The following is a 19415-nucleotide window of genomic DNA, read 5'->3' on the forward strand; positions in this document are numbered from 1 at the left end:
ACGAGCAGGAAGGGCGGGATGACGAGGCACCTGCGGGGGAGCGGACGTCCGTCCGGTCGTCCGGCCGGAGCACCGGCCGTCGGCACGACCGGACACGTCCGGAGCATCGGGACCGGAGGGAGCGCCGGGGGGACCGGGAGCGGCGGGGCCACCGGGCGCCTCGGGAGCGCCGGGGGCGCCGGGGTCGTCGGGTCCGGGTCTCCCCCGGAGACCGAGCTGCTGTGGGGCGAACCGGTGACCGCCGGTCAACTCGCCGCCGCCGAGGGCGGGTACGACCGCTGCGACCCGGAGGAACGGCTCCTGTGGGAGCGGCTCTCCGTCTTCGAGGGCACCTTCGGCCGGGACGCCGTCCGCGAGGTGTGCGCCTCCGGCACGCTCCCCCCGGCCCGGATCCCGGCGGTCCTCGACCGGCTCGCCCCCCTCGCGCTCCTGCCCGTCGACGACCTCTTCGACGGCGAGGAGGACGCGGCCCGCTACTGGATGCCGCACCCCGTGCGCGCGGTGGGCGCCCGCAGGCTCACCGAACGCGGCGACCGCCGGTCCGTCGTCCTGCGCCACCGCAGGTGGTGCGCCCGGCTCGCCCGGCGGGCCGCCGACCGGTGGCAGAGCGGCCGACAGCTCGACGCCCGCGACCTCGCGCTGCGGGAACTCCCCGACCTGGCCGCCGCCATGGACCCCACGAACGCGCCGCTGTCCCCGAGCGCCGAGGCCGGCACGTCCGTCGAGATCACGGTCTCCCTGTGGTTCCTGTGGGTGGCCTGCGGCCGGGTCGCCGAGGGCCGGGCCCGGCTGCGGCACGCCCTCGCCCTGCACCCCGGGCCGCCGCCGGCCCGCGCCCTGTGGCTCGCCGCCCACCTGGAGCTGGAGTCGGGCCGCCCCGAGGACGCCGACCCTCTCCTCGTCCGGGCCTGGGCGGCGGCCGTACGGGACGGCGACGACCGGTGCCTGGGCCTGCTCGCCCAGTTGCGCGGCTCCACCGCCCTCCACCAGGGGCGCACGCGCGCGGCGGCGGCCGAGTTCCGGGAGGCGCTGGCCCTGACGGAGGAGCCCCCGGACTTCGGCCCCGGCCGCGAGATGGGCTGGGCCGGGCTCGCCCTCGCCCTCGCCCGCACCGATCCGGAGGCCGCGCAGGAGGCCCTGGACCGGCTGCCGCTCGAACGGACGGGACGGCGGGCCTGGGCGGGCCGGGACCTGTGGGCCGACGCCTGGGCGCACCACGCGCGTGCCGAGCTCCTCGCCTGGGACGGGGAGCGGGGGAGGGCCGTCGACCACGCCCGGCGGGCGCTCCGCGGCCATCTGGCGCTCGGCTCGGCGGCGGGCGCGTCCTGCGCGGCCGAACTCCTCGCGGAGCTGCGGATCATGACCGGCAGGCCCGTCTCCGCCGCCCACCTCCTGGGCGCCGTGGACGTGCTGCGGTCCTCCGTCTTCGGCGAGGCGTACCGCCCGGCGGCCTCCAGCGCGACGGCACGGCGGCGCAGCGAGCGGGCCCTGCGGGAGGCGCTCGGCGCGGAGGAACTGCGCCGGACGTGCGAAGAGGGCACCCGCCTGGGCCTGTTCGCCCTCTCGGAGGAGCCCTAGGGGGTGCCCGGCGGATCATGGCCGGGACCGCGACCCCGATCCGCCGGACAGACCCTAGGGGCCTGCCCGAGACCTCTCCGGGTCTTCTCAGGGGTTTCCGGCGTCTTCCCGGGGCCCCGTCGGGTAGTTACGGGGTGACGATCGGGAACAGCGGATCGGGCTTCGTCACGTACGAGAGGAGGCGGGCGAACAGGGCGGGGTCGCCCTTCACCCCGACCCCGAGCTCCCCGGGCCCCTGCCCGGCGAGCAGGCCGAGGAGCTGCTGCTTGGACAGGGTCAGGGTGAGCCCGGCGGGCGTCCGGGGCTCGGCGACCGCCCGGTGGGTGAGGGCGCCGTTGTGCAGGGTGAGCCGCCGCCGCTCGCCCACGGGGTCGTCCGTCAGGACCAGGTCGACGGTCAGGTCGTCGTCCCAGGCGCGCGGCCCGTCGATCGCGACGGCGATCGAGTCGATCAGCATGGGGACGGTGAGGGCCGCCGCCATCTCCGGGTTGGTCGTGTCGATCACCTCGCCCCCCGCCCCCTCCCGGAGCTCCTGCGCCGAGGTGAGGTAGAAGTTCCGCCAGGGGCCGTTCTCGGCGCCGTGCCCCAGTCGCTCGTACACCCCGGCGAGGACCTCCTTGGCCTCCTCGTGCACCGCGCTCGCCGGCCGCTCCTCGCCGACGGGGACCTCCGGCGCGGTGGCGAAGACCAGGTGGTTCAGGAGGGTCGCGGCGAACCGCAGGTCGCCCTCGTCCGCGTACGCGCGCGCCTTGGCGAGGGTCTCGGCGGGCCCGCCCGCCACCGCCACGTACCGCTTGGCGAGCTCGACCGGCGGGTGCTCCCACAGGTGGGCCACGTTGCCGTCGAACCAGCCCAGGTAGCGCTGGTAGACCGCCTTCGCGTTGTGGCTCAGGGAGCCGTAGTACCCGCGCGCGTGCCAGGCGCGGGCGAGCGCCGGCGGCAGCTCGATCGTCTCGGCGATCTCCGGCGCGGTGAGGCCCTCATTGAGCAGCCGCAGCGTCTGGTCGTGCAGGTACGCGTAGAGGTCGCGCTGCTCGGTCAGGAACCGCACCACCTCGTCGTGGCCCCAGGTCGGCCAGTGGTGGGAGGCGAAGGCGACGTCGTACCGCCCGTGGAAGTACTCGATCGCCTCGTCGAGGTACGCGGCCCAGATCCGGGCGTCCCGGACGACCGCCCCGCGCGGGGTCAGGACGTTGTGCATGTTGTGCGTGGCGTTCTCGGCCAGGCACAGGGCGCGGAGGTCGGGGAAGAGGAAGTTCATCTCGGCCGGGGCCTCGGTGCCCGGCGTGAGCTGGAAGACGATCCGCACGCCGTCGACCGTCTCCTCCTGGCCGGTCTCCGTGACGTCCACGGTCGGCGGGATCAGGCTGATGGTGCCGACGGACGTGGTCTGCCCGAGCCCGGTGCCGATCTGGGCGTCCGGCGCCTTCGGCAGGTTCGCGCCGTACATGTAGCCCGCCCGGCGGGTCATGGCGTTGCCCGCGTACACGTTCTTGCTGACGGCGTGCTCCAGGAAGCCGGCCGGGGCGAGGACCGGCACGCCCTCCTCGGCGCCGGGGGGCAGGACGCCCCGGGCGCCGCCGAAGTGGTCGCCGTGCGAGTGGGTGTAGACCAGGCCGGTGACGGGGCGGTCGCCGCGGTGCTCCCGGTAGAGCGCGAGGGCCGCGGCGGCGGTCTCCGTGGAGATGAGCGGGTCGATGACGACGACCCCGCGCTCGCCCTCCACGAGCGTCATGTTCGACAGGTCGAGGCCCCGCACCTGGTAGATCCCCTCGGTGACCTCGTAGAGCCCCTGCCGGGCGCAGAGCCGCGACTGGCGCCAGAGGCCGGGGTGCGCGGTGTCGGGGCAGTCCGCCTCCAGGAAGCGGTAGGCGTCGCCGTCCCAGACCGTCCACCCCCCGGCGTCCGTGACCGAGCCGGGGACGAGGGCGGCGAGGAAGCCCCGGTCGGCGTTCTCGAAGTCGGTGGTGTCCTCGAACGGGGGGAGGGTGTCGCTCATGGGCGGGGTGCTCCGTTCGGCGCGGACGGGTGCGTGGACGCGGATGCGTGCGTGGACGCGTACCGGATCCATCTGACCACCGGACCCCGGGGCCCGCACGCCGGGCCGGGGGAGGGGCGGAAGGTCCGCGGCGTACCTACCCTGGTGGGTACGGAGGTGACCCATGAGACGACGGCACCACTTCCACATCGACCACCTCGGGCACTCGGTCTCCGTGACCGTGGAGACGGGGCACTCGGCGGTCGTCGACGTCCTCGTCGACGGCAAGGAGACCGCCCGGGTCGGGATCGGCCACGAGCGGCAGGTCGCCCTCCCGGTCGCGCTGCCGACCGACCCGCCGACGACGGTGACCGTACGGGTGGCCGCCGGCCCCGGCGTACCGCGCTGCCTGCTGATTCCGGGGGACGAGGGGGACCCGCTGGTGATGGCGCCGAGGGCGTACTGACGTGCTCCGGGGAGGGGGGCTCAGGAGAGCCAGACCATGCCGATGATCAGGAAGACCACGAAGGCGATGCCACCGGCCACGGCGGCCGTCTTGCGCGGGCGGCGCCGGGACAGCTCGGCGAGTCCACCGGTGGCGGCCGGGCGCTCGCGGCGCCGGGAGGCGGGCGCGACGGCGGGTCTGGTCATCGGCGGCGGGGTGGGCGCGGGCACGTGCCGGGGCAGGGGCGCGGGGCGGTGCGGCGCGGGAGCGGCGGGGGCCTGGTGGTAGGAGCGCCAGGCGCCGGAGGAGAACCAGTCGGCGATGGCCTGGGCCGGGGGACGCTGCTCCGGCTGCTTCGCGAGCAGGCTCAGCAGGTACGACTCGAACTCGGACGGCAGCGCGACCCCGAGGTGCGCGGGCGGCGTCGGCGGGGTGTCGATGTGCTGGTACAGCAGGGCGGTCGCGGTGTCCGCGCGGAACGGGGGTCTCCCGGTCAGCAGTTGGTAGAGCACGCAGCCCAGGGAGTACACGTCGGAGGCGGGCGAGGCGGGCTGTCCGAGGGCCCGCTCGGGCGCCAGGTAGAGCCCGGTGCCCACGATCTGACCGGTCGTCGTGAGCGCGGCGGAGGGGTCGTCGACGAAGCGGGCGATGCCGAAGTCGGCGAGCTTCACGGTCCCTTCGGCGTCGATGAGCAGGTTTCCCGGCTTGATGTCCCGGTGCACCACGCCCTGCCGGTGCGCGGCCGCGAGCCCGGCGGCGGCGTGCGCGGCGACCACGGCGACCCGCTCGGGCGGAAGGACCAGGGGGTCGGAGGGGCTTCCGGCGAGGCTGTCGCCCTCGACCAGCTCCATGACGAGGAACAGCTTCCCGTCCCACGTGCCGAAGTCGAAGACGCCCACCACGTGCGGGTGGCTCAGCCGGGCGGCGGTCTGCGCCTCCAGGCGGAACCGGTCGCCGGCGGAGGGATCGGCCGCGTTCGCCAGCATCAGCTTCACGGCCACCGCCCGGCCGAGGACCTCGTCGGTGGCCTGCCACACCTCGCCCATGCCGCCCCGGCCGATACACACGTGAAGCCGATATCGGTCCGCGACCAGCACCTGGAGACCACCCTTTCGAAGATCGATCAACCTGACGGAAGGGAACCAGCGTAGAGCCGCGCGGCCGCGCTCCTCGCCGCGCTCCCCCTCCGAACGCCCTCGCGGTGCACGACGCCCTTGGTGCGGATGAACGGAAGGTGTCGGTGTACGGCTAGCATCGCGCCCGGAAAGGCCTTCGGGGCCTGAAGGGGCCTTTGGCCGGTGAGGAACGGAGCGGACCGTGGCGCGACCGCGCGTGGGTGTGGCGGTACTGACGATGGGCACGCGCCCGACCGAACTGCGGGCGCTGCTCGACGCGGTGGCGGACCAGGACGAGCGGGCCGCCCGGATCGTGGTCGTCGGCAACGGCACGGGCTCGCTCCCGGAGCTGCCCGAGGGCGTGACCGGGGTCGAACTCCCGGAGAACCGGGGGGTGACGGGCGGCCGGAACGTCGCGCTCGACACGCTCCGCTCGTTCGGCGACGTGGACGTGGTGGTGGACCTCGACGACGACGGCCTCCTCGTCGACCGGGACGTCTTCCGCCGCCTCGCGGACCTGTACGAGGGGGACCCGGCGCTCGGCGTCGTCTCGTTCCGGATCGCGGACGAGACCGGCGAGACCCAGCGGCGCCACGTGCCCCGCCTCGGGGCGAAGGACCCCCTGCGCGGCGGCGAGGTGACGACCTTCCTCGGCGGCGGCCACGGCCTGTCGATGCGGATGCTCGACGAGATCGGCGGCTGGCCGGAGGAGTTCTTCTTCACCCACGAGGAGACGGACCTCGCCTGGCGGGCCCTCGACGCGGGCTGGAAGGTCGTCTACGCGCCGGAGCTCCTCCTCCAGCACCCGAAGACCAGCCCGGCCCGGCACGCCGTCTACCACCGCATGACCGCCCGCAACCGCGTCTGGCTGGCCAAGCGCAACCTCCCGGCCCTCCTCGTCCCCGTCTACCTCGCCGTCTGGACCCTCCTCACCCTGGCCCGCACCCGCTCCCTCCCGGGCCTCGGCGCCTGGCTCGCCGGCTTCGCCGAGGGCGTCCGCCGCCCGGCGGGCCCCCGCGCTCCGATCCGCTGGTCGACGGTCCTGCGCATGACACGGCTGGGGCGGCCGCCGGTGATCTAGCGGGCCCGGCCGCGGTGCCTTTCGGCGCCGCGGCCCCCGCCTGGGAACACCAACAGGTCGGGCCCGGTACTGATCTCTCAGTACCGGGCCCGACCTGTTGTTTCGGCTGTCGGGGTGGCGGGATTTGAACCCACGACCTCTTCGTCCCGAATGAGGTCCGGCGAAGATCGTCATCAGCTTTGATGATGTTTTCCCTGTTCAGAGCGTTGGTGTGGATAGGAGCGGGGCGGTCTCGCGGGGGTTCGGGGAACGAATCGGCTCCCCAACGGCTCCCAGGTGATACGTCCTACTCTCCAAGGCTCGCAGGGGGCGGGGACACGGGAGTGGGGAGCCAGACGTCGGAAGGCCGGAAGCCTCAGCACGTTCTTCGGTGGTGTGGTGCAGATCACTCAAGGTTCCGGGGTGGGGATTGCCGGTTCGGGGCGTTGCGGCGCCCGAGAGAGGACAGGCTCGCCCATCATCTACCGGAGGCACCACCCATGACGCCGGAAGCTCTCGAAAAACCGCAGGCATTGGAAGCGGCGGCACCGCCTGTAACCGTCCCACCCCGCCAGGCTGACGTGTCAGAGACGGAAGGAGCTGAGGACCTCGACACCCTTTACGCGCGGTATGGCCTAGTCAGGCGGTGGCGGGTACTTCCTGAGCCGAAGCCCGTACCTGTTGATCCACAGTCCACTCGCGGCCTCCCTGTATTGGGTGAGGGCGACCTCATCGCGTACGGGGGTGATGGGGGAGTCCGCGACAGCTCCTACTTCTATTTCGGCAACGAAAGGGACGGTGGACGACTGCTGGTAGGACGCTTGTTCCTGGACTCCCCTCGACTCGAACCTTGGGAGATCGTGCGGACCTGGACAGAGGGGGAGGTCGACCGCCCATGGAGTGGAGCGGCCATCGCCGCGAAGCCCAGCTCCCCGGAGGCTCAGGCAGAGGCCCGTGAGGCCAGGCTCGCGGCACGTGCCGTGGAAGCACGGAACGAGGCGGTGCTCGGCAACACCGAGCTCATCGAGAAGTTCATGGCCGTCGACCTCGGCATGTGGCGGGGAGCTCGCTGGCAGGAACCGGTGACCACGGCTCTCCTTGGCGACTGGGCGAGCACCCTGTACACGCACGGCACCATCCGCCGGGGGGCTCTCTCCCGGCTGATGCGTGAGGTGAGGGAGATCCACCGACAGCTCACGCCACTGTGGCGTCGACGCTGCGCCGGAGAGCGGCTGCTCAGCCTTGATGTCCCCGTTCTGGAGAATGGGCTGACTCTCGCCGACCTCGTCGCAGGGGGGCCCGACCCGGCCGACATCCTTACGGGGATGCTGCCTGATGATCCGCATGTGCTCGCCGTGCTGGAGCAGATGTTCCCGATCGAGAGAGCCGTCGCGCTCGCCTGGTCCCGTTCGGGGACGTCGAGTTGGACCGAGGCAGCCGCCATGGTGTTGGCCCTCACCTCGCAGGCGTACGTGCAGGGTGACGCTGAGGCTCTGGGTGAGCGAGTACGCCGCAAACTCAAGCGGCTCGGTCGCCGCGCGCGTCACAGTCGGGACGGTGATGAGATGTCCCGTTTCCGAGCGGCCCAGTCGCCTGCTGTCGGTCGAGCCGATGACCGCACAGCGGAAGCGCGGGAGGTGTGAATGCCTGACACATTGACTCTCGCCCTGATCGCCATGGTCGGCTGCTTCGTCGTGCGCGAATCTCGGCGCGACGAACGACTAGGCGCTGCGCTCTTGGTCGGTGTTGCCGTTGTGGCACTGATGCTGACGCTGTACGGGGGCAGGTCCTGACTGACAGCGCTCGGCTGAAGCCCACTTGACGGCCGGCGCAAAGCCGACAGGGGCCTGACCCGCGATGTGGGTCAGGCCCCTGTCCTGGTGTTTCAGCTGCCGGGGTGGCGGGATTTGGACCCACAACCTCTACGTCCCGAACGAGGTCCGGGCAAGATTGGGACCTGTCAGTTTGAATTTTCCGCAGGTCAGGGCGTTGGACTCGGTGGGTTTCGCGTGGTTTCGGGAGGGCGTGGGGAACGAGTTTGCTCCCCGATGGCTCCCACGTGATGCGCCGAAGGTGGCCCCTCTTTCCTGCCGTGAACCTCAGCCGATCGGACGGAGGGGTGGCAGGAGTGCCAGGCTGGTCGCTCAGTGACTCCGTGCTGTTTGCAGACTGACACTTAGTTCGTGCCACAAGGGCGCGACGTCAGCCTCAGCCCCGGACTCGCCCCCGCTGAGCTGATCGGTGACCTTTGCCTCGTTCCGCTCTAGCAGGAAGATTCAGTCGGCCCGTCTCACCGGATCTCCCAACCTTGCGGCGGCTCTCGGTCACCTGCCAACGTAGACGCCGGTGCTCAAGGACGGCTTTCCACAGCTCCAGGCGATGGCGAGAATCCTTCGGAAGCATGAAGCGGAGGAGACCGAGGACAACGGCAGCCGCCAGCACGGGTACGGACCCCAGATGGTCGATGAGGAACGGCATGGATCAGCCCTTCCCGTCGCACAGGTCGAGCGAGGCGGTGCCCAGGACCACCCGATAGGTGTCACCGTGGCGGGTAAATCTTGCGCCCTTGATCCCGGCCTCCTGGTGCGTCAGGGCCAGAGCCAGGTCGCGGGGTTCGGGATAGCCGGTCCAGCGGAGCTTTCATGAGCCGCCGGCACCCCAAGGCCGACGTACGGGACCGTGCCGAATCACTTCCGGTTCCTTCCGCCGTTCGACTCCGGGGTGCTCCAGAGGGTCCCAGGACAGACTGGTCGCCCAGTGGCCACGTCGGTCAACCAGGTTGTAGCGGGAAACGAGACCTGCCAGCAGAGTGGTCGCTTCTCCCGAAATCGGGGGGACCGCTGCCAGTGTGCGTCGCTCGTGCGCGGTGAGGTCGTCGTCCAGCGTGAGATAGGGATGCCGGGGTACGTGGCTGCGCCTGTTGCCGCGTTGGCATCCGGCCGGGTCACCGGTGATGGTCAGCAGTGCACCAGTGGGCAGATGACGCAGACAGACGGAGCGTTGTCCGTGGCATGTGTAGGTGACCTCATGCCGTAGCCCAGGGACGCCGCGTGTGTCGGCCCCCACAGTGGCCATCAGCCGGGTGGCCACGTTCTCCGGGGCGCGCTCTGCCACCATTACCAACTGGTCCATGCGGGGTGACATCACTGGGTCATACGAGGCGACAACCGAATAGTTCCACCTAGCCGTTGGGCCGGTATACACATTGCCGTTGAAAAGTGCTAGCGCTAGTAGGGCCCGGAAGGCGCGCTGGTCGTCCGAGCAGTGGTCTAGGCCCAAACCGCGCGTGTCGCTGCTGATCGCGGACCGGGCGGCGGCTTTGCTCTCCCCGGTGTACTGGGCGCGGAGGGGAATCCGTTCCTCGGGCGCCATGGTGTGGACGGGCAATCCACCCAACTCGCGCGCGGCGATCAACCGTGCCTCTTGGAAAAGGATGGAGTTTCCGGACTCGCGTCGGATACGGCGTCCGAGTGTGGTGATATCTCTGTCGAGCGACATGACTGGCTCCCAGCGGGCGCGCCTCAGTGCTCCCGCCCACTGCGCCCCATAGGAGGAACGACAGTTTTCAATCACGCGCGCCCGACGGCACTTTGCGCCCTCAACCCTGGGTAGCTGCGGGAGTGACCCAAGTCCGACGTAACGGCGAGCGTGGTCGCCTGACCGAAGCATAGCGCCTTATCGATCGCGGCCCTGGTGTCGTGTGTGATGTCGCTCTGCGGATCAGACCGCGTGGAGAGTCAAGGTGCTTCCGTACTCGGACCGGAACTCACGGAGCTGCAGTCCGACCACGGTGGCCAGCTCCCTGTCCGAGTACCCGTGATCCAATCGGTGCGTCTCCAGGATGTTGGTCAGGATGCTCGGTTCTTCGCGGTCAGGTTCCGCGGGCTCGTTCCGGCGGTAACCGTGCTGCGTCAACTGGACCTGCAGACTCTTGTACTTGTTCTCATCGATGCGTTCCAGGCGCTTCGCGGTTTGGATCACTGCGGCCATGGACGCCTTCCAGTGTTGCTTGAGCTGGATCGCTCGCTGGAGCGTGAGGCCGGACAGGTGAGGTCCGATGAGGGAACCGGGCATCAGGAATTCGGAGGCGAAGGTGTCTGCTTCCCGTTCGCCATTGTCGCTCGGCAGCTGGTGCATGACGAGGTGTCCCAGCTCGTGAAGGACGGTGAACCGTTCCCGTGCCGGTGGCATGCCTTCGTTGAGGATGATCACGGGCAGGCTATTGGGTGTCCTGACGCTGAGACCGAAGATCTTTGGGGATTCCAGGTCCCGTCGTACGACGACGATGCCGGCTCTCTCGACGGTTCGGATGACGTCGTGTACCGGCCCATCGGGCAGCAGCCAGCTCGCTCGGACCTTTGCTGCGGCCTGTTCCGGAGTGTGCTCGTCTGCGTCGAGGACGGGCAGCCGGTATATCGGCTCGATGTCCACACTGGCTTCGAGCCGGCGGAGCTGCATGAGCAGCAGATTGACCTCGGCTTCGATCCGCTGGAGCGCGGTCTTGCCAAGGCCGGACTGCTTGCGGTGGTAGAAGCCTGATGGGCCTAGGCCCACGGGTTCATCCGGCCAGTCCAGGAGGTCTCTGGGGTAGCCGAGGGCTTCCGCCACCGCTTGCACACGTTCGGGAGTCAGGGTTCCGATGCCGTTCTCCGCCTTGGACAGGGCGGCCTGTGAGATGCCTGCGAGTCCAGCCAACTTGGACTGGGACAAGCCACGAGACTCCCGCGCGAGTTGCAGAAGGCGCGGGTTCATGGGTGGCTACCTCTCTTCGGTACCGGTCTGATCTGGGATTTCACGCCGCTTGGGCCGGACGATCGTATCCCGCTGCGGAGCCGACGGCATGGGCGCGACGGGGGCCGTGACACCAGTCTCATCGAGACCAAGATCCAATTCCAGGACCCACAGTTGGTCATCGTCGAGACTGCATGTGATGGCCATCCGCTCCAGGCCCAGCCCCTCCTTGTCGGGCAGATAGCCAGCGACCAGATGGGTCAGGGCCTCCAAGCCAGGCAGGACCTGGTTGGCGTACTCGCGTCGCTGCTGAGTCGGTACACCGCTCGTGCGCAGCTTGCGGTCCCTGAACTTCTTGAACCGCAGGACGATCTTCCCATCGAACGTAAGGAGGAGGAAGCCGCGGCTGTCCCCGACCTTGACGTCGTCGTAACCGTCGAATGCGTTGACCGCCTCGTAGCGAATGAAGTCGTACACGAGGTTGGCCCGCGAGCGGGCGCTGATCACGATGCCGAGTTCGCTGTCCTGCTTCAGCAGGGTGAGCCACCTGCGCCATCCGAGTTCGATGCAGCCAGCGATCTTGGGGAGATGTGGCGACAGGGTCGACTCGGCCTCTACTGCGTTGAGAGGTTCCGTCACAAGGAGATCTTGGCGGACTTAAGTATCCCGTGTCAATTATTCATCGAACTATTCCCCGAGTGGGTCTCGACGCTACTCGGGAGCGTGTCTGGTCCATCAGGACGAAGGGGGCAGAGCGCGGAGGCGTTCCCGGAACTCCCGCACGGCAGGCTCCGTGGCGTGAGGTTCGAGGTAGTGACTGAACTTCGTCAGGCGGACCTGCGCTCGGTCGGACCGGACGCTGCTCTCCAGCAGTTCCAGGCCAACGGCAGCAGCGGCCAAAGCGCCGTCCAGATCCCTGGCGGCCAGTCGTGCCGTGGCGAGGCGTCCGGAACGTACCGCCTGATCACGCGGGACTGCTCGGTCCACTGCGACTGAGAGGGCGTGGGTCGCTCGTTCCGGAAACCCGGCCCGGAGCATGATCTTGCCCTCGGTGGACTTGAGCTGGGCCTCGCCGTACCAGCCGAGCCAGCCGGGGCGGTCGCCTTCTCGGTGGGTGCCCCACAGGTCGTAGGCGCGGTTGAGGGACTTACCCGCTGCCTCGTGGCGGGTGTCGCGGGAGAGGGCCTCGGCCTGGTGGAGGTGGAGGTACGAGGCCGCTGCCGGTGGGAGGGCCGCAGGGGCGTTGCCGATGGCGGTCTCGATCAGCCTCACGCGGGCGGCGGTGTCGCCGGCGTCGGAGACGTGAATGCCCATCTCGGCGAGGATGAAGGCGCCGAAGCCGCTGTCCTGAGCGCTGTGGGCACTGCGGAGGGCGCCGACGTAGTAGCGCTGGCCGAGGGAGCGAAGGCCCTTGTCGTAGGCCATCCACCCGGCCAGGTAGGACACGCCGGCCGCCGTGGCGTAGAGGCGGTGTTCGACGGCATCGGTGTAGCGGCCGTGGTCGAGCAGGCCGGTGATCAGGGCGAGGTCGCTGGTCGCCTGGTCCAGCAGGCGGGCGCCGCCCATCTGGTCGTCGAGCACGCGCAGGGTCTCCACGCGCTGTTCGATGGTGGTCACCATGGCGTCGGTGACCCGGTCGCCGTCGAGTGCGGAGGCGAAAGCCTCGGGCGCGGCTGCCCAGTTGGCGGCTACGCCCGTCAGGGCCGCACCGGTGATGGAGAGAAAGGCCCGACGGTCCATGTGGCCGCTCCTGACCAGGTCGGTGAAGACCTTCACGGTGCCGGCCGGGGTCCAGGGTGCGACCAGGGCCGTCGACTCCCACGCCGGCAGCCATCGCGGCCAGGGCGCCGAGCGCACGTGGTCCTCGGGAACGCCCAGCAGGTCGGCGAGCACTCGCTGCGCGTCCGCGTCGGGGGCCTGGCCCTGCTCCCACTTCCAGATCGTCGTCCGGTTGGTGGCGAGGAGCACGCCCATTTCGGCGCCACGCTCGCACATCAGCCGGGCTAACTCGGCCTTGCCCCAGTACCGGTTCTCGCGCACGTAGGTCAGCGGGTGCAGCGTCGTCGGATCGGACATCCCAGCCTCCCCTCAGGTCGGTGGTCAGAGGCTACTCCCCGCGCGAGAAACGGGGGTTTCTCTCCTTGGAGGAACCCCCGGGAAACGTTCCGCGCTCTCGGCGCGCAGCCGTTCACTGTCAGAACACCGCTCGGAGCCGGACGACCGGCTCTCCTCGCCCTTCCGACCAGGAGGCCCCGTGGAAAAGCTGAGAACGCCGGCCCGCCCTGCAATGGGGCACCTGTTCCGTACGGCCGAGGACGTGGTGCCGCCGTCGCCGGACGAGGTGTTCGCGTACGCGGCCAGTCAGGTCGAGCGGGCAGCTTGCGGGCTGTGGCCCGGTGCTGAAGTGAGGCTCGGGCCGACGGTGCCGAGCGTCACCAGCTACGTGCGACGGGTGGAGGTGGACGGCCGACCGCTGTACGCGAAGCTGTCGGTCCTCGGCGTCTCGCTGGTGTCGCTGCTGCGGGGGTCCTGCGGCGACTGGGGCACCGTCTTGGACGCGCAGGCCGCGTACGTCGCCTCCCCTGGCTCCCTCCTGGAACGGGAAGCACGTCAGCTCGCGGTTCTCGCCGGACCTGCTGCCCTTCACGTGCCGACCGTCGCCGGTTACGAGGGCGGGGTGCTGTTCACCGAGCCGGTCCACGGCCCCACGCTGGCCGAGCTGTTGGCGCGGGCGCCGCATCGCACCGCTGTGCTGCTGGAGACGGTGATCGGCGAGATGGCGGTCGGCCTGCGGAGGCGGGGAGTCGCCGCGCGGGTCGGGCGGAGCGAGATCCGGGAACGGTCCATCACCGGCACCTTCCTGAGAAAGTTCAACGGCCTGTCGGGCAGTACCTGCCTGCGGCAGACCTGCCACGCGGAGGCGCTGGCGGCCGTCGTCGGGCGCCTGCACCAGGCCCGGCGCATCACGGCCTCGCCCGCGCGGGCGGTGGTGTTCGGCGACCTCAAGCCCGAGCACGTCGTCTTCCCCGACGGCGCTGAGCGACCCGCCTTCCTGGATCCCGGGCTGATGCGCGGCCGGCCCGCCGACGACGCGGCCAAGCTTGTCTCCCGGACGGTGCTGAACCTCGTCGCGCGTCCTCCCGGGACGGAAGGCGTACGAGCGCTGCTCGGGGGAGTGGCGGCGTACGCGGCCTCGGCGACGGTGGGCAGCGACCGGAGCGGGCGGGACGCCTGGCTGCGTCAGCTCACGCTCCTGTGGCTGATGGACACCGCGAACATCCTCACGACCTACCTGACCGCTCCCGCCGACCTGCCGCTCACCGCGCACGCCGCCGATGTGGTCAGGCGGGCGAGGGCGGTGTGCGACATGCTCGACCGGTCCACCGCGGCCGTGGTGTCGTACCGAGACGCGCGCGGCGTATGGCGCCTGTGTCTGGACAGCGCCGCGAAGACGGCTGCCTCATGACCACGATCGGGCTCATCGGCGCGGGAGCCGTCGGGCAGACCGTCGGCACGCTCCTCGTGACCGCCGGCTGGTGCGACGCGGTCGTGGTCGCCTCCGGCAGCGGTCGTACGGCGGCCTCCCTCGTCACCGATCTGGAGGACATGGCCCAGGTCACCGGCTCCCACGTCCGGGCGGTTCATGCCGCACCGGACGCGATGGGCGGCTGCGACGCGATCGTCGTCTGTCCCCGGGCCGCGTTCACCAACACGGCCACCAGCGACGTCCGCATGGCCGGGCTCGTGGCGAACGCCCCTCTGATCGCCGCGCTCGGGCGTCGGCTCTCCGGCTATCAGGGCGCGGTGGTCGTGGTGACGAATCCGGTCGACGTCATGACCCGGCTGTTCGCGGCCACGTCCGGCTGCGCCAGGGTGTTCGGAGTCGGCTCCAACACCGACAGCGCTCGCTACCGGCTCGCTCTCGCCCGGCTCTTGGACGTCCCGGTGGAGGCGGTCGCCGGGCACGTCATCGGCGAGCACGGCGACCACGCCGTGATCTGCGCGTCCTCCACCACTATCCGGGGCCGGTCCGTCGCCGTCCCCCTACGGGAGGTCCGCGCCGAGCTCGTCCACCGGCCCCGTCGCATCAACGGAGCTCTCGGCCGCACCCGTTCCGGCCCCGCTGGAGCCGTCCTCGCCGCGCTCGCGCACGCGCTCGGCCTAGTGGACGGGGTGATCGAACTGGCCGCTCCCTGGCGGGGCGACTGGTACGGAATCCCGCTGCGCTTCACTTCCGGCACACCGACCGTGTGCATGCCCCCGCTCGCCCCGGCGGAGTCCGTCCGGCTCCAGACCGCCGCCGCCAAGCTCCGCACCGCCTACGAACAGCCCGCCGTACGCACCGTCCTTCGAGGAGACACGTTCCGATGACCCCCCGTACCGCTGTCCGCACCGCCACTCGCATCGCCACGGCCGACGGTCAGGCCGTCACCGTCACCAGCCACTCGGCCGCCGTGACCGACTGGGCCACCCGCTACTTCGGCTCGTGGTGGAACGCGGCCCCCGCCGAGCCGCCGATCAGCGGCGCCCTGGTCTCTGCGGACGTCGACCCAGACGCGTACGAGGACATGGCCGCGGACGCCGATCTCGACCAGGACGCCGCCGAGGTCGACTACGCGGGCTCCCCCATGCTCCACACCCGTCACGCCGATGGCAGCGTCACCGCCGTACAGAGCGGAGAGCGCCTCGCCTACCGATGGAGTCCCTCCCTGCGCCGCCTGCGGATCGTCGGGGACGACGAGACGGCGGTGGCGACGGCCGCCGCCCGACTGGCCCGCGAGATCGTCCGCGGCATGCTCCTCGTCGAGGGATGGCAGATCCTCCATGCCTCCGCCGTCACCCGTGACGACGGCGCCACCCTGCTCGTCCTCGGCGACAAGGGCGCGGGCAAGACCACCACCGCGTTCCTCCTGGCGCGCGCCGGCTGGCGGCTCCTCGCCAACGACCGCGTCTTCGTCCGTCCGGAGCAGGGGTACGTACGGGTGCTGCCGTGGCCGTCGGCGGCTGCCTGCGGCTTCGGGCTCCTCGACGCGCTCGGCCTCTTCGAGCCCGTCGCCGACCGGCTCCGCGCCGGGGAACTCATGCACCCCACCCAGGACCAGCGGGTCACCAACGCACTCCTGGCCGGACGGCGCGAGCCGCTGTGGCGGGCGAGCGGCAAGGAGATGAAGCCCCAGTTCTTCCCCGACCAGCTCGACACCTGGCTCGGCATGACCCTGGCCACCGAGGGCCGGGCCGCCGGTCTGCTCTTCCCGCAGATCACCCCGGGCGGCGAGGCGCGGCTCCTCGACGAGCCGCGCCGCCTGGGCGAGGCGGACTTCTTCACCGCCGGTACGGAGGACCGCTACCCCGACGTGTTCGGGTTGCTGCCCATGACCGGCGGCTCCGCCGGTCTCGCGGACCGGCTCGCCGCCCTCCCGCACCAGGCCCTCGCCCTCGGCCACGACACGAGCGCCAACGCGGCCCTGCTGGAGAAGACGGCCGACGCCCTTCTCGACTGAGGCCCCGCCCAAGAACCTGTTCCGGCCGGGGTGACATCGGTCCGTCACTTTGCCCACGGCCCCCATCCGGGACACCTCCACCTCACCGGCCTCGACAGGGCCGGTGAAGCGGGACGGTCGCGACGACCACCCCGCATCGCACCACTCGACCCTTTCGAGAGGAGCACCACCATGACCGTTCTCGCCGAGAACCCCGCCACAACCCCCACGACCCGCGCGGAGACCACAACCGCCGCGACCCGCTCGCGGGACCCGAAGGAGCTGCTCAACGCCGTCACCCCGCACCTCCGGCACCTGACGGTGAACGTCCTCGACAGCGGCCTGACCGTCTGGGAGCGCGAGGTCGCCCTCCTCCTGCGCGATGAGGTGATGGTCCGCGACCTCGCCGAGTGCATCCTCGGCAACGCCGTGATGTACATGGTCGCGTCGATGGAACACCCCGACGTCCACCTTGGCGTCGGCAAGGTCGTCGACATCGGCGTCCACCAGGTCATCCTGGACACCCCGGTCTACTTCGCCCTCTGCGACCTGTACAACGAGGGCCGCTACAAGCACCACGCGCCCTTCATCCAGCGCCGCAACGACGGCACCGTGACCGACACGGCCGCCTTCCTCCGGTCCATCGGCTTCGCCCCCGACGAGGAGCTGTGGGCGCGCGACGGAGCGGACTGCTCGCCGTGCGACTCCAAGGTCCCCGACTCCCACTGACCGGGTGACCGGCGGCCGGAAACCGCCGACGTCCCGGACGAACCGCCCTAGGGTGGGGCCCCGCCGCCGCGCACACGGGTGGCGGGGCCGCCTCCCGTATCCCCCGCGAGGACACGACCATGACCACCGCCCCGCACAACTACGAGCACGAACGCGCTCTGTGGGACACCTTCGCCGAGAGCGCGTGGAAGGATCCGTCCAACGGCGACCCGGTGTTCCGATGGACTCAGTACAAGGATCACCCCGCCGACCCCGGCCCCGGCCTCCTCGGTGAACCCGGCACGGTCCTGGAGATCGGCAGCGGTACGGGACGAGCCTTGGCCCACCTCGCCGGCCGGGGCGTCAAGGCCACCGGCATCGACCTCTCTCCGGTCGCCGTCGCCCGCTCCACCGAGAAGTACAGCCACCTCGGCATCGAGTTCGTGTGCGCCGAGATCCTGGAGCACCTGGCCCAGGACCCGCGCACGTACGACGCGATCTACTCGGCCTTCGGCGCCGTCTGGTTCACCGACCCCGCCCTTCTCTTCCCGCTCGTCACCCAACGCCTGAACTCTGGTGGCGTGTTCGCCTTCTCGCAGCCGCCGGCCATTCCCGGTGCCTACGGCCCGCAGGGCATGTACAAGGGCGGCTTCGCCGGCCCCGCCATGTACACCTACCGCTACAGCCACACCCCCGAGACCTGGGCCGGTCTCCTCTCCGACGTCGGCCTCACCGATGTGTCCGTCACCGTCCTCGACGCCCCGGCCGAGGGCCACATCGGCACCCTCATCGGCCGTGCCGAGAAGCCCCGTTGACGCAGCCGGATCTCCTTCCCCGCGTACGTGCATCGTCCTTCGGGGAAGGCGGTCGCGCTGCGAGGATGAGGGGCATGACGATCATCGACGGTGAAGTCGCGCCCGGGTTCGAGCCGGTCCGCGAGGCGTTCGCGGTGAACTTCGCCCGGCGCGGGGACATCGGCGCGGCCGTGTGCGTCTACCGGTACGGCCGGCCGGTCGTCGACCTCTGGGGCGGCATCGCCGACCCCGAGACCGGCCGCCCGTGGACACGGGACACCTTGCAACTGGTCTACTCGGCGACCAAGGGCGCCACCGCGACCGCCGCGCACATGCTGGTGGAACGCGACCTGCTCGACCTCGACGCCCCGGTCGCTTCGTACTGGCCGGAGTTCGCCGCGAACGGCAAGGCCGACATCCCCGTGCGCTGGCTGCTGTCCCACCAGGCGGGCCTGGTGGCCCTGGACGAACCGCTTCCCGTGGCGGACGCCCTGGCCTGGAACCCGATGACGGCGGCGCTGGCGGCCCAGCGCCCGCAGTGGACCCCGGGCACGGCCCACGGCTACCACGGCCGGACCTGGGGTTGGCTGGTCGGCGAGGTCATCCGCCGCGTCTCCGGCCGGACGCCGGGCCGCTTTTTCGCCGATGAGATCGCCACCCCCCTCGGACTGGACTTCCACATCGGCCTGCCGGCGAGCGCACGCGCCCGGGTCAGCCGCATGGCCTACCGGGGCCCGTCCGTCGACCTCACCACCGTCCCCACCGCATCCGTCCCGGCGGAACTCCGCGAGCAGGTCGCCGCCTGGCGCGACCCCGACTCGCTCAGCAACCGCGCCTTCGCCGTCACCGACCCGGCCGCGATCGACTTCGACGCCCCGGAGGTGCAGGCGGCGGAGCTCCCCTCCTCCAACGGCATCGGCACCGCCCGCTCCCTCGCCCGCATGTACGCCGCGACCATCGGCGAGGTCGACGGCGTACGCCTCCTCACCCCCGCCACCCTGGCCTCGGCCGCCGAGGAACAGGCCAACGGGAAGGACCGGGTGATGCTGCTCCCGAGCCGTTTCGCGAGCGGCTACATGCTGCCCACCGAAGGCAACCCCATGACCGGCCCGAATGCCTTCGGCCACACCGGCCGCGGCGGCTCCCTCGCCTTCGCCGACCCCGATCACGGCCTCGCCTTCGGCTACGTCATGAACCACATCGTCAGCGGGTCCGACGACGAACGCGCGACAGCACTGGTCGACGCGGTTCGGAAGGCAGCGTCGTAAGCACCGCATCGCTGGAGAAGGTCAGCGCTCGGGGGTCGTCGCCGGTGTAGGTGGTGAAACAGGGTTCGACGCCAGCGACCTCGCAGATGGCGAGCCGGCTGCGGCCATCAAGGAGGACACCTTCCACGTCGAGGACGATGTCCTTGCGCAGGCCCTCGGCCTTGATGGATTCGGCGAGATCGAGTAACTCGCCAGGATCGAGCATCGGGAAGATGTCGGCGGCGGAGTGAATCTTCAGGGGGTGCTCCTTGAAGGTGG

General features: G+C 70.8%; 16 protein-coding genes. 10 read left to right on the forward strand and 6 right to left on the reverse strand.

Annotation, left to right across the window (positions count from 1 at the left end):
- The first annotated feature begins 234 nt into the window (after positions 1-234).
- A complete protein-coding gene (locus ACFYNX_RS20895) occupies positions 235-1578 on the forward strand; it encodes a tetratricopeptide repeat protein (protein WP_388663153.1) in 1344 nt (447 codons plus the stop codon).
- A 127-nt stretch (positions 1579-1705) separates the two neighbouring features.
- Here the strand turns inward: ACFYNX_RS20895 and ACFYNX_RS20900 are convergent, their stop codons facing one another.
- Positions 1706-3577 carry an alkyl/aryl-sulfatase gene (locus ACFYNX_RS20900; protein ID WP_388663155.1) on the reverse strand — a complete coding sequence of 624 codons (1872 nt, stop codon included), beginning with the start codon at positions 3575-3577 and terminating at the stop codon, positions 1706-1708.
- A 163-nt stretch (positions 3578-3740) separates the two neighbouring features.
- Between ACFYNX_RS20900 and ACFYNX_RS20905 the strand changes: the two genes are divergently transcribed.
- A complete protein-coding gene (locus ACFYNX_RS20905) occupies positions 3741-4022 on the forward strand; it encodes a hypothetical protein (RefSeq protein ID WP_365539369.1) in 282 nt (93 codons plus the stop codon).
- 20 nt (positions 4023-4042) lie between these two features.
- Here ACFYNX_RS20905 and ACFYNX_RS20910 read toward each other — a convergent pair whose 3' ends face one another.
- Complete coding sequence (locus ACFYNX_RS20910; protein WP_388663157.1) at positions 4043-5068, reverse strand: serine/threonine-protein kinase; 1026 nt, start codon at positions 5066-5068, stop codon at positions 4043-4045.
- A 250-nt stretch (positions 5069-5318) separates the two neighbouring features.
- Here ACFYNX_RS20910 and ACFYNX_RS20915 point away from each other — a divergent pair, with 250 nt between their 5' ends.
- Positions 5319-6197, forward strand: a complete 879-nt coding sequence (locus ACFYNX_RS20915; RefSeq protein ID WP_388663159.1) for a glycosyltransferase family 2 protein — start codon at positions 5319-5321, stop codon at positions 6195-6197.
- A gap of 980 nt (positions 6198-7177) precedes the next feature.
- The gene (locus tag ACFYNX_RS20920; RefSeq protein WP_388663161.1) at positions 7178-7819 is read left to right on the forward strand and encodes a hypothetical protein; all 642 of its coding nucleotides are present in this window, start codon (positions 7178-7180) and stop codon (positions 7817-7819) included.
- A 2077-nt stretch (positions 7820-9896) separates the two neighbouring features.
- Here the strand turns inward: ACFYNX_RS20920 and ACFYNX_RS20925 are convergent.
- From ACFYNX_RS20925 to ACFYNX_RS20935, 3 genes are all read right to left on the reverse strand, one after another.
- Positions 9897-10928 (reverse strand): helix-turn-helix domain-containing protein, encoded by a 1032-nt coding sequence (locus tag ACFYNX_RS20925; RefSeq protein ID WP_388663163.1) that lies wholly within the window; start codon positions 10926-10928, stop codon positions 9897-9899.
- A gap of 6 nt (positions 10929-10934) precedes the next feature.
- On the reverse strand, positions 10935-11546 hold the full coding sequence (locus ACFYNX_RS20930; RefSeq protein WP_388663165.1) for a hypothetical protein: 612 nt from the start codon (positions 11544-11546) through the stop codon (positions 10935-10937).
- A gap of 96 nt (positions 11547-11642) precedes the next feature.
- A complete protein-coding gene (locus tag ACFYNX_RS20935) occupies positions 11643-12983 on the reverse strand; it encodes a transcriptional regulator (RefSeq protein WP_388663167.1) in 1341 nt (446 codons plus the stop codon).
- Positions 12984-13161: 178 nt separating this feature from the next.
- Between ACFYNX_RS20935 and ACFYNX_RS20940 the strand changes: the two genes are divergently transcribed.
- The 6 genes from ACFYNX_RS20940 (at position 13162) to ACFYNX_RS20965 (ending at position 19157) form a co-directional block, all read left to right on the forward strand.
- Complete coding sequence (locus ACFYNX_RS20940; protein ID WP_388663169.1) at positions 13162-14373, forward strand: hypothetical protein; 1212 nt, start codon at positions 13162-13164, stop codon at positions 14371-14373.
- Positions 14370-15278 carry an NAD(P)-binding domain-containing protein gene (locus ACFYNX_RS20945; protein ID WP_388663171.1) on the forward strand — a complete coding sequence of 303 codons (909 nt, stop codon included), beginning with the start codon at positions 14370-14372 and terminating at the stop codon, positions 15276-15278. The genes ACFYNX_RS20940 and ACFYNX_RS20945 overlap by 4 nt, the downstream gene beginning before the upstream one ends.
- On the forward strand, positions 15275-16408 hold the full coding sequence (locus tag ACFYNX_RS20950) for a hypothetical protein (RefSeq protein WP_388663173.1): 1134 nt from the start codon (positions 15275-15277) through the stop codon (positions 16406-16408). The genes ACFYNX_RS20945 and ACFYNX_RS20950 overlap by 4 nt, the downstream gene beginning before the upstream one ends.
- Before the next feature lie 171 nt (positions 16409-16579).
- The gene (locus tag ACFYNX_RS20955) at positions 16580-17116 is read left to right on the forward strand and encodes a hypothetical protein (protein ID WP_388663175.1); all 537 of its coding nucleotides are present in this window, start codon (positions 16580-16582) and stop codon (positions 17114-17116) included.
- A gap of 119 nt (positions 17117-17235) precedes the next feature.
- Complete coding sequence (locus ACFYNX_RS20960) at positions 17236-17910, forward strand: class I SAM-dependent methyltransferase (protein ID WP_388663177.1); 675 nt, start codon at positions 17236-17238, stop codon at positions 17908-17910.
- Between the two features lie 74 nt (positions 17911-17984).
- Positions 17985-19157, forward strand: coding sequence for a serine hydrolase domain-containing protein (locus ACFYNX_RS20965; protein ID WP_388663179.1), 1173 nt, complete (start codon positions 17985-17987; stop codon positions 19155-19157).
- Here the strand turns inward: ACFYNX_RS20965 and ACFYNX_RS20970 are convergent.
- Entirely contained in the window at positions 19093-19362 is a 270-nt protein-coding gene (locus tag ACFYNX_RS20970; protein WP_388663181.1) for a hypothetical protein, read from the reverse strand. The two genes, ACFYNX_RS20965 and ACFYNX_RS20970, sit on opposite strands and share 65 nt — an antisense overlap.
- Between the last annotated feature and the right edge of the window lie 53 nt (positions 19363-19415).

Origin of the sequence: Streptomyces sp. NPDC007872 (assembly GCF_042868165.1) — a bacterium.
Classification (GTDB): Bacteria; Actinomycetota; Actinomycetes; order Streptomycetales; family Streptomycetaceae; genus Streptomyces.

Coding starts and splice junctions, on each gene's coding strand:
- ACFYNX_RS20925 (WP_388663163.1), bottom strand. CDS start 10,928: ATGAACCCGCGCCTTCTGCAACTCGCGCGGGAGTCTCGTGGCTTGTCC.
- ACFYNX_RS20970 (WP_388663181.1), bottom strand. CDS start 19,362: ATGCTCGATCCTGGCGAGTTACTCGATCTCGCCGAATCCATCAAGGCC.
- ACFYNX_RS20950 (WP_388663173.1), top strand. CDS start 15,275: ATGACCCCCCGTACCGCTGTCCGCACCGCCACTCGCATCGCCACGGCC.
- ACFYNX_RS20935 (WP_388663167.1), bottom strand. CDS start 12,983: ATGTCCGATCCGACGACGCTGCACCCGCTGACCTACGTGCGCGAGAAC.
- ACFYNX_RS20955 (WP_388663175.1), top strand. CDS start 16,580: ATGACCGTTCTCGCCGAGAACCCCGCCACAACCCCCACGACCCGCGCG.
- ACFYNX_RS20905 (WP_365539369.1), top strand. CDS start 3,741: ATGAGACGACGGCACCACTTCCACATCGACCACCTCGGGCACTCGGTC.
- ACFYNX_RS20965 (WP_388663179.1), top strand. CDS start 17,985: ATGACGATCATCGACGGTGAAGTCGCGCCCGGGTTCGAGCCGGTCCGC.
- ACFYNX_RS20900 (WP_388663155.1), bottom strand. CDS start 3,577: ATGAGCGACACCCTCCCCCCGTTCGAGGACACCACCGACTTCGAGAAC.
- ACFYNX_RS20945 (WP_388663171.1), top strand. CDS start 14,370: ATGACCACGATCGGGCTCATCGGCGCGGGAGCCGTCGGGCAGACCGTC.
- ACFYNX_RS20960 (WP_388663177.1), top strand. CDS start 17,236: ATGACCACCGCCCCGCACAACTACGAGCACGAACGCGCTCTGTGGGAC.